At 71.7% G+C, this 7,381-nt stretch carries 4 protein-coding genes; 3 read left to right on the top strand and 1 reads right to left on the bottom strand.

All coding sequences use genetic code 11. The features are described from left to right. The 3 genes from G3I40_RS37935 to G3I40_RS37925 all read left to right on the top strand — a co-directional run. A partial coding sequence (locus tag G3I40_RS37935; RefSeq protein WP_203645514.1) for a hypothetical protein occupies positions 1–363 on the top strand: 363 nt, incomplete at its 5' end. A 483-nt stretch (positions 364–846) separates the two neighbouring features. Beyond that, entirely contained in the window at positions 847–4,104 is a 3,258-nt protein-coding gene (locus G3I40_RS37930) for a family 78 glycoside hydrolase catalytic domain (RefSeq protein ID WP_164559365.1), read from the top strand. Positions 4,105–4,280: 176 nt separating this feature from the next. Continuing rightward, on the top strand, positions 4,281–6,041 hold the full coding sequence (locus G3I40_RS37925; RefSeq protein WP_164559364.1) for a putative Ig domain-containing protein: 1,761 nt from the start codon (positions 4,281–4,283) through the stop codon (positions 6,039–6,041). An 87-nt stretch (positions 6,042–6,128) separates the two neighbouring features. On the opposite strand, the gene G3I40_RS37920 is transcribed toward G3I40_RS37925, so the two are convergent. Continuing rightward, positions 6,129–7,381, bottom strand: a 1,253-nt coding sequence (locus tag G3I40_RS37920) for a helix-turn-helix transcriptional regulator (protein WP_164559363.1), incomplete at its 5' end; no start/stop codon positions are given.

The raw sequence follows: 7,381 nt of genomic DNA, 5'->3' as shown, positions 1-7,381 counted from the left end.
CAGGACCCGGCCGCGCAGCGGCTGCGGGAGATCATCGAGGCCGTCCTGCAGGCATCCACGGACGACGCCCTGCAGTTGATCTTCCGCCCGGGCTTCAACCTGCCGGTCACGGAGGTGCCGATGGGCCCGGACAGTCCGTTCCGGGCAATCATGGTCCACGTGGAGGACGTCGTCCGGGACGGGATGGCGCGCGGGGAATTCCGCGATGTGGGCGACGTGCCGCTCGCCGTGGAACTGCTCTCCGGCGTCATGCGGGCCGGCACTGAACGCATCGGCCGGGACCCGGCCGCCTTCGAGGCCACGGCCCGGGCGACGCGGGAGGTCGTCCTCGCGTCTCTGGTCCGCGGCCCGGAGGAGTCCTGAAGCGGGGCCGACGCCGGTGAGGGGCGCGCTCCCGCCCGAGAGGTTCGCGGTCCGCGCAGGTGCTGGGACGCCAGGGTGCCAAGGCGCTAGAACTACGGTCGGCCACGCACGGGGCGCAAAACGCGGCGGTTCGGTCTCGCGCTCGCCTCGGCACAGTTGTTGAAGGCTTGCAGCGCTTGAGAGCCCGCAGTGCTTGAGGGTCCGCAGTGCTTGAAAGCCCGCAGTGCTTGAAAGCTTTCACCATGCTGGCGCGAGGCCCGAGAGTCGAGCTGCTCCGCGGGGACAACGATCGTGCATCGCCCCGCCTCGCGCCGGCACCTGCCTCACGTGCTTTCCCCAGGTGAAGGGCCTGAAGTCCCCGACGAGTGGGGTCACGTCACGGAGAGCCGGTCCAACTCCTCCTGTCGCAGGGGTTGTTCGGCGAACCATCCACGGGCTATCACCAGAGAGGAATGAATCGTTTTATCGGCAGGAGGCTTTCCCATGACAGTGCCGCGAGGCGCGCGACGGCTCAGACATCCGGCACTCGTGGCGGTGCTCGCGGCGGCCACCCTGGTGTCGCCGGTGACCGCGCGGGCCGCAACTGCCGGACAGGGCACGGACGGACACCCGCTGGCGCCCACGGGCCTGCGGGCCGACGGACGGTCGCAGGGGGTCCTCACCGACAACCCCTCGCCCCACTTCGCCTGGGTCGTGCGGGACACCGGCCGCGCCGAAGCGCAGACCGCCTACCAGATCAGGGTGAGTCCCGCGTCGGCCCGCGGCGCCGGCTCGGCGCGCGGCTGGGATTCCGGTCGCGTGCGCTCCGCAGATTCGACCGACGTGCGCTACGACGGGCCACCGCTCGTCAGCGACCGGACCTACACCTGGCAGGTCCGGTCGTGGAACAAGGAGGGGGAGGCGTCCCCCTGGTCGACGCGGTCGACGTTCGACACCGGCCTGCTCAACGCCACCGACTGGTCGGCCTCATGGCTGCGGGTCGGTGACGGCGCGCTGGTGCGCGACGATTTCCGCATCGACAAGCCGGTGGCCCGTGCACGGCTGTACTTCGGCGCCCAGGGCATCGTCGAACCTCATCTCAACGGCGCACGGGTGACGCCCACTCAGGTGCTGGACTCGTCCGTCACCGACTACGACTCCCGGGTGCTTTACCGCTCCCTCGACGTGACCAAGCAGCTCCGGGGCGGGGACAATGCGCTCGCCTTCATGGCGGGCAAGGGCCAGTTCGACGGCGACCCCGTCTTCGTGGCCCAGCTCGACGTCACGTACGCCGACGGTTCGACCGACTCGATCGGCACCGACAGGTCCTGGAAGACCACCCCGGGCCCGGTCACCGGGGACGACTTCTGGTTCGGCGAGACCTACGACGCCCGCAAGGAACTGCCCGGCTGGGACGCCCCGGGGTACGACGCGGCGGCCTGGAAGCCCGTCAACGCGCTCTTCCCGGTGACCCACGGCCGCAGCCTGGCCCAGGGCCGCCCCGTCACCGCCCTCGACACGACCACGACCGCGGGCTGGTCCCCGGCCGGACTCACGGACGGCATCGACGCCTCGGTCGACGCCTCAGAGGGCTACCACTCCCAGATCGCCGACCGGGCGGAGAGCACCAAGTGGGTGCAGACGGACCTCGGACAGGCGCGGGACATCCGCAGTGTGCGGCTCTTCCCCGCGCGCCCCACGAACGACACGGCAGGCGACTTCCCCGCCGCGGGCTTTCCCGTTCGCTACAAGGTCCAGGTGAGCGACGATCCCTCCTTCGCCGACGCGACCACCCTCGCGGACCACACGGACGAGGACCAGCCGAGCCCGGGCGTGGACCCCGTTGACATCCGCACGCACAGCACCGCCCGGTACGTGCGGGTCACCGCCACGAAATTGCCCTGCATCGGCTCCAGTTGCACCTTCCGGCTCGCGGAGCTGGGCGTGTACGGCGAGCGGCCCGCCACGGTCGCGGGAGCCATGACGGACCTGCGCGCCGACGTCACGCCCCCGACCCGGATCGTCGAGAACCGCAAGCCGGTCGAGGTCCACGTCTCCGAGGACGGCAATCCCGTCTACGACTTCGGCCAGAACATCGTCGGCTGGGCGGGTGTCACGGCGTCCCTGCCCTCAGGGACGAAGATCGATATCACGCAGGGCGAGATCCTCGACTCCCACGGCGGCGTCACCACGTCGAACATCAGCTTCGCCGACTCCGACGCGCCGCGGCAGACCAACCACTACACCGCGGCGGGATCGGGGACGGCGACCTACGCCCCGCACTTCGGCTACGCGGGCTTCCGCTACGCCGAGATCCACGGTCTTCCGGCCGGTGCCCACGTCACGGTCTCCGCGCACGTGGTGCACACCGACGTCGCCACGACGGGATCGTTCAGCACGTCCGACCCGCTGCTCAACAAGATCCAGAACGCGGTCACCACGACCCAGCTGAACAACCTCCAGTCCCTCCCCATGGACTGCCCCACGCGCGAACGGCACGGCTGGCTCGGGGACGCCGGTGACTCCGACGAAGAGGCCATGGCCAACTTCGACATGGAGTCGTTCTACGACAAGTGGCTGGGCGACATCGCCACCAGCGCCAACGCGGACGGCAGCGTCCCCTCGGTGGCGCCCGCCAACGGCGGCCAGAACGACTGGAAGACCGACCCGGCCTGGGGCACCGCCTACCCGCAGATCGTGTGGAACGCCTACGTCACGTACGGCAGCAAGGCGCCGATCACCCAGCACTACACACGGATCAAGGCGTGGGTCGACTACCTCGCCACGATCAGCGACAGCGACCGCGTCGTGACCGGCTCGCCCATGGCCTGGGGCGACGACTGGCTCTCGACCGTCAGCACCCCGCACGGCTACTTCCAGACCGCCTTCTCCTACCTCGACGCCACGCTCGTCGCCAAGATGGCCCGGGTGCTGGGACAGGACGGCGACGCGTCCCGCTACGCGGCACGAGCCGAACAGATCAAGTCCGGTTTCCTCAAGCGCTACTACGACGCGTCCACGGGCGTCTTCGGCAACGGCAGCCAACTGTCGTACGCGATGCCGCTCGTCCTCGGCCTGGTGCCCGAGGGCAAGGAGCAGGAGAGCCTCGACCGGCTGATCAAGGACGTCCGCGCGCACGACGACCACGCCACCACGGGGTTCGTCGGCACCACCTACGTCTTTCAGGCGCTGGGCGCTTTCGGACGCAATGACGTGGCCCTGGATATCGCCCAGCGCAAGGACGCGCCCAGCTTCGGCTACATGGTGGAGCAGGGCCCCGGCACCATCTGGGAGAAGTGGCCCAACTCGTCGGCGGCCGACGGGACGTCGTCCAAGGACCACATCGGTCTCGGCGGCGCGATCGGCCAGTGGTACTACCAGCAGCTCGCCGGCATCCGGGCCGGGGAGTCGGGGCCCGGCTTCGGAGCGATCACCCTGGCGCCGAGCGTCGTGGGCGACCTCTCGGAGGTCTCGGCGAAGCAGCAGACGGTCAGAGGCGACGTCGTCAGCTCGTGGAAGCGGGACGGGGACCGGCTCACCTACCACGTCTCCATCCCGGTGGGAGCCACCGCCGACATCCGGCTTCCCCTTCTGGGCAGCGACGACTCGACGGTGCGTGAAGGGAGGCACACGATCCACGCCCCGGGGGGTGACACCACCGGCAGCCCCGGCCTGAAGGTCGGCAGGACGGAAGGCGGCACCCTTGCCCTCACGGCCGGCTCGGGCGACTACACGTTCACCGTCGTCTCACCTGCCGCGTAGTCCGCGATATAGGTACGACGGATGAGGCGCGGGGTCCCCGCCGGTCGGACGGGACCCCGCGCCTCACGTACCGCCGACTCGCGCAAGGGTTTCCCCCGATGCCGCAGCGGGGTCGCTCACGGAACCGTGTGGAACGCCGCACTCCACGGCATCCCCTCGCGAAAGGCTGTGAGCTCATGAGACGTGGCCTGTACAAGCCATGGCTTCCCCGGCTTCGTTGGCGCCCGCTGCTCGCCGGCGCCGCCGCGGTGGTCGTCCTCGGTGCCTCCATCGCCACCGCGGACGGCCGGCCCCCGCACGGCGACCCGACGGCGTCCCCGCCCGCCGCTCTGCTGCGCGCCATGCAGCAGGACATGAACCTGACGTCAGGCCAGGCGCGGGACCGCCTGCGCCAGGAGAGCGACGCGACGCGCGTGGCCACCCTGCTCCACCGCACGCTCGGTGACCGTGTCGCGGGCATGTGGTTCGACCCCGCCGACGGGCGCCTCAACGCGGCCGTCTCCTCCGCCGCCGACGCACAGGCCGCGCAGCGGGCCGGCGCCGTCGCCCATCAGGTGCCGTACGGCGCCGGCCGGCTACGCGACGTGCTGCGTACCGTGGGAGCGCAGGCCCGGAACGTCCCCGGCGTCATCAGCTGGGGCATCGACGCCCAGGGCGACCGGGTGTCCGTCGTGGTCGACGAGGAGCAACGCACCGCGCGCACCGAGGAGTTCGCCCGCCGCATGGCGGAACTCGGCCGCGTGGTCCACCTCACCGCGACCACCGATGCCCCCGTACAGCAGCAGGGCAGTGTGGTCGGCGGCGAGAAGTGGATACCCGGCAGCGAAAGCCCGTGTTCCATAGGGTTCTCGGTGACGGGCGCCGGTGGGGCCAAGGGCTTCCTCACCGCCGGACACTGCACCAACGACGTGGGCCAGCCCGCCTACGGCAAGGACGGCAGCCGCCTGGGCACCTCGAACGTCGGCGGCACGCACAGCATCAACGCCCGCGAAGGCGACTTCGGCCTGGTGAACGTGGACCAGAGCGGCTGGAGCCTGTCTCCCACCGTCGCCGGGTACGGGAGCGGGGACGTGAGCGTCACCGGCTCGGCCGACGGTCTGGTGGGGCAGACCGTGTGCCACTCGGGGCAGACCAGCGGCTGGCACTGCGGCGAGATCACCAAGGTCAACCAGACCGTCGACTACGGCAACGTCGTCATCGACGGCCTGTCCTGGACCGACGCCTGCTCGGCCGGCGGGGATTCCGGCGGCTCCTACGTGACGGCAGCCGGTGGCAAGGCGGTCGGCCTGCACTCGGGCGGCGGCAGTGTCGTCTGCGGGCAGAGCGGGGAGGCCAACACCATCTTCCAGCCGGTCGGCGAGGCCCTGCAGAAGTGGGGGCTCAGCCTGGCCACCGGCGATGCCCAGCCCGGTGCCGTCACGGTCTCTGCCGTCAGCCCGCAGCGCAGCACCGTGGGCCAGAAGATCACCCTGGCGAACAGCGCCCAGGGCGGCACGGCCCCCTACACCTGGACGGCGGCGGGTCTCCCCGCGGGGCTGTCCCTCGACTCGGCTTCCGGGGCCATCACCGGCACCACGACGACCGCGGGGACGACCAACGTGACCGTCACCGCGACCGACGCGGCCGGCAAGACGGGCAGCACCGCCTTCACCTGGACGGTCGGTGACAGCGGCGGGGGAACCCTGACGCTGGCCGACCCCGGGACGCAGACGGTGTACATCGGCAAGCCCGTCTCCCTGGCCCTCAAGGCCGGCGGCGGCACCGGCACCCGTACGTTCACCGCGACGGGACTGCCGTCGGGCCTGGCCCTCGACTCCGCGAGCGGCGTGATCTCCGGAACGCCGCGCACGTGGGGGCTCGTCAACAGCCGCCTCACCGTGACCGACGCGGCGGGCAAGCGGGTCACGGTGCCGGTCACCTGGAGCGTCTTCAGCTGACCGGAGCGGCTCCGCGCCGATCCGGCACCGCCGGAAGCCGGCGGGTGACAGGGGCCTCTCTCCGGGCCCCTCTCACCCGTCGGCGCATCAGGCAGGGCGCAGCAGGGCTGCCAGTTGACTGCGCGAGCGCACCCCGAGCTTGCGGTACAGGCGGCTGAGCGTGGCCTCGACCGTCTTCACCGACACGAACAGTTCCTGCGCGATCTCCTTGTTCGATGCGCCGCGCAGGACCGCATCGGCCATCGTGGTCTCCGCCTCGGTCAGGGCGACGTCCCCGCCCCGGTCGTCGGAGGCTGGCCGCGTGGGGACGCACAGGGCCGCCCAGTGCGTCGCCCCGCCCGCGTCGAAGAGCTCGGCGGCCCGTGCGGCAGCCCGGTGCGCGGCCGCGTAGTGCCGGCAGGCGCGCTGCGCGCGCGACAGGGCGAGATAGGTGCGCGCCCGGTCCAGCGCGAGGCCGAGGTCGCCGAACTGCTCCGCGGCCTGCTCCAGCAGTGCGGCTGCTTGCGGATGGTCCTTCGTCCGGGAGCGCAGCACCGCCTCGGCGCGTACCAGTCCGGCTCCCCAGCCGGTGGCCAGCTCCCGCGGGCCGGCCAGGGCGCGAAAGCGGCCCAGTGTCTCCTCGGCCCTGTCCCAGTGCCCCGCCAGGGCGAGCGCTTCCACCAGCTCCGGGTGCCACCGCAGCATGCTGACGTCCCGCACTCCCTGGCGCCGCTCCAGGTCCGCCACGCGGTGCAGGTGCTCGACGGCTCGTGTGGGGTGCCCCGTGATCAGGTCGACCAGGCCCTGGACGAAGACGTTGCGGGAGGTGAAAACCTGGTCGTCCACCTCGCGCGACGCCACTTCGCCGAGCCGGGCGAAGCGCGCGGCCTCCGCGAACGACGTGCCGCACAGCGCGGCAAGCGCGCGGCTGTACCAGGCGGGGCCGAGCGACAGTCCCACGTCCCGGCCCACGGTGAGGGCCCGCTCGCTGAACCGGACGGCGCGCGGTCCCGCGCCGCGCCGCGCGTTCAACTCGGCCAGGCTGCGCAGGACTTCCTGCAGGTCTTCGGCGGAACCGGATGCCTCCGCGGTGACGAGCAGTTCCTGCAGCGTGCTCTCGGCCTCGTCCAGGCGGTCGTCGTAGAGCGCGTGCCGGCAGGCCAGGTACTGCGGTGTCTCGCGCACGGCGAGCCGCGCCTGCCCCTGAGCCAGATCGAGGGCGCGGCGCAGCGTGGTGGCCGCCGACGGATGGGCGGTGATGCGTTCGATGCGGGCCTGCATGGTCAGGGCCGCGGCCACGAGGTCGGGCCGGTGAGCCTCCCGGCCCGCCCGGACCGCGCACTGTGCGGCCTCGCGCGCCT

The sequence above is a fragment of the Streptomyces sp. SID14478 genome, from assembly GCF_010548525.1.
Lineage (GTDB): Bacteria > Actinomycetota > Actinomycetes > Streptomycetales > Streptomycetaceae > Streptomyces.
The sequence above is the reverse complement of the archived record's forward strand: the minus strand, read 5'-3'. Positions and strand labels throughout refer to the sequence as shown.

Excerpts from the sequence above, each read along its gene's own strand:
- G3I40_RS37930 (WP_164559365.1), top strand. The coding sequence starts at position 847 with ATGACAGTGCCGCGAGGCGCGCGACGGCTCAGACATCCGGCACTCGTG.
- G3I40_RS37925 (WP_164559364.1), top strand. The coding sequence starts at position 4,281 with ATGAGACGTGGCCTGTACAAGCCATGGCTTCCCCGGCTTCGTTGGCGC.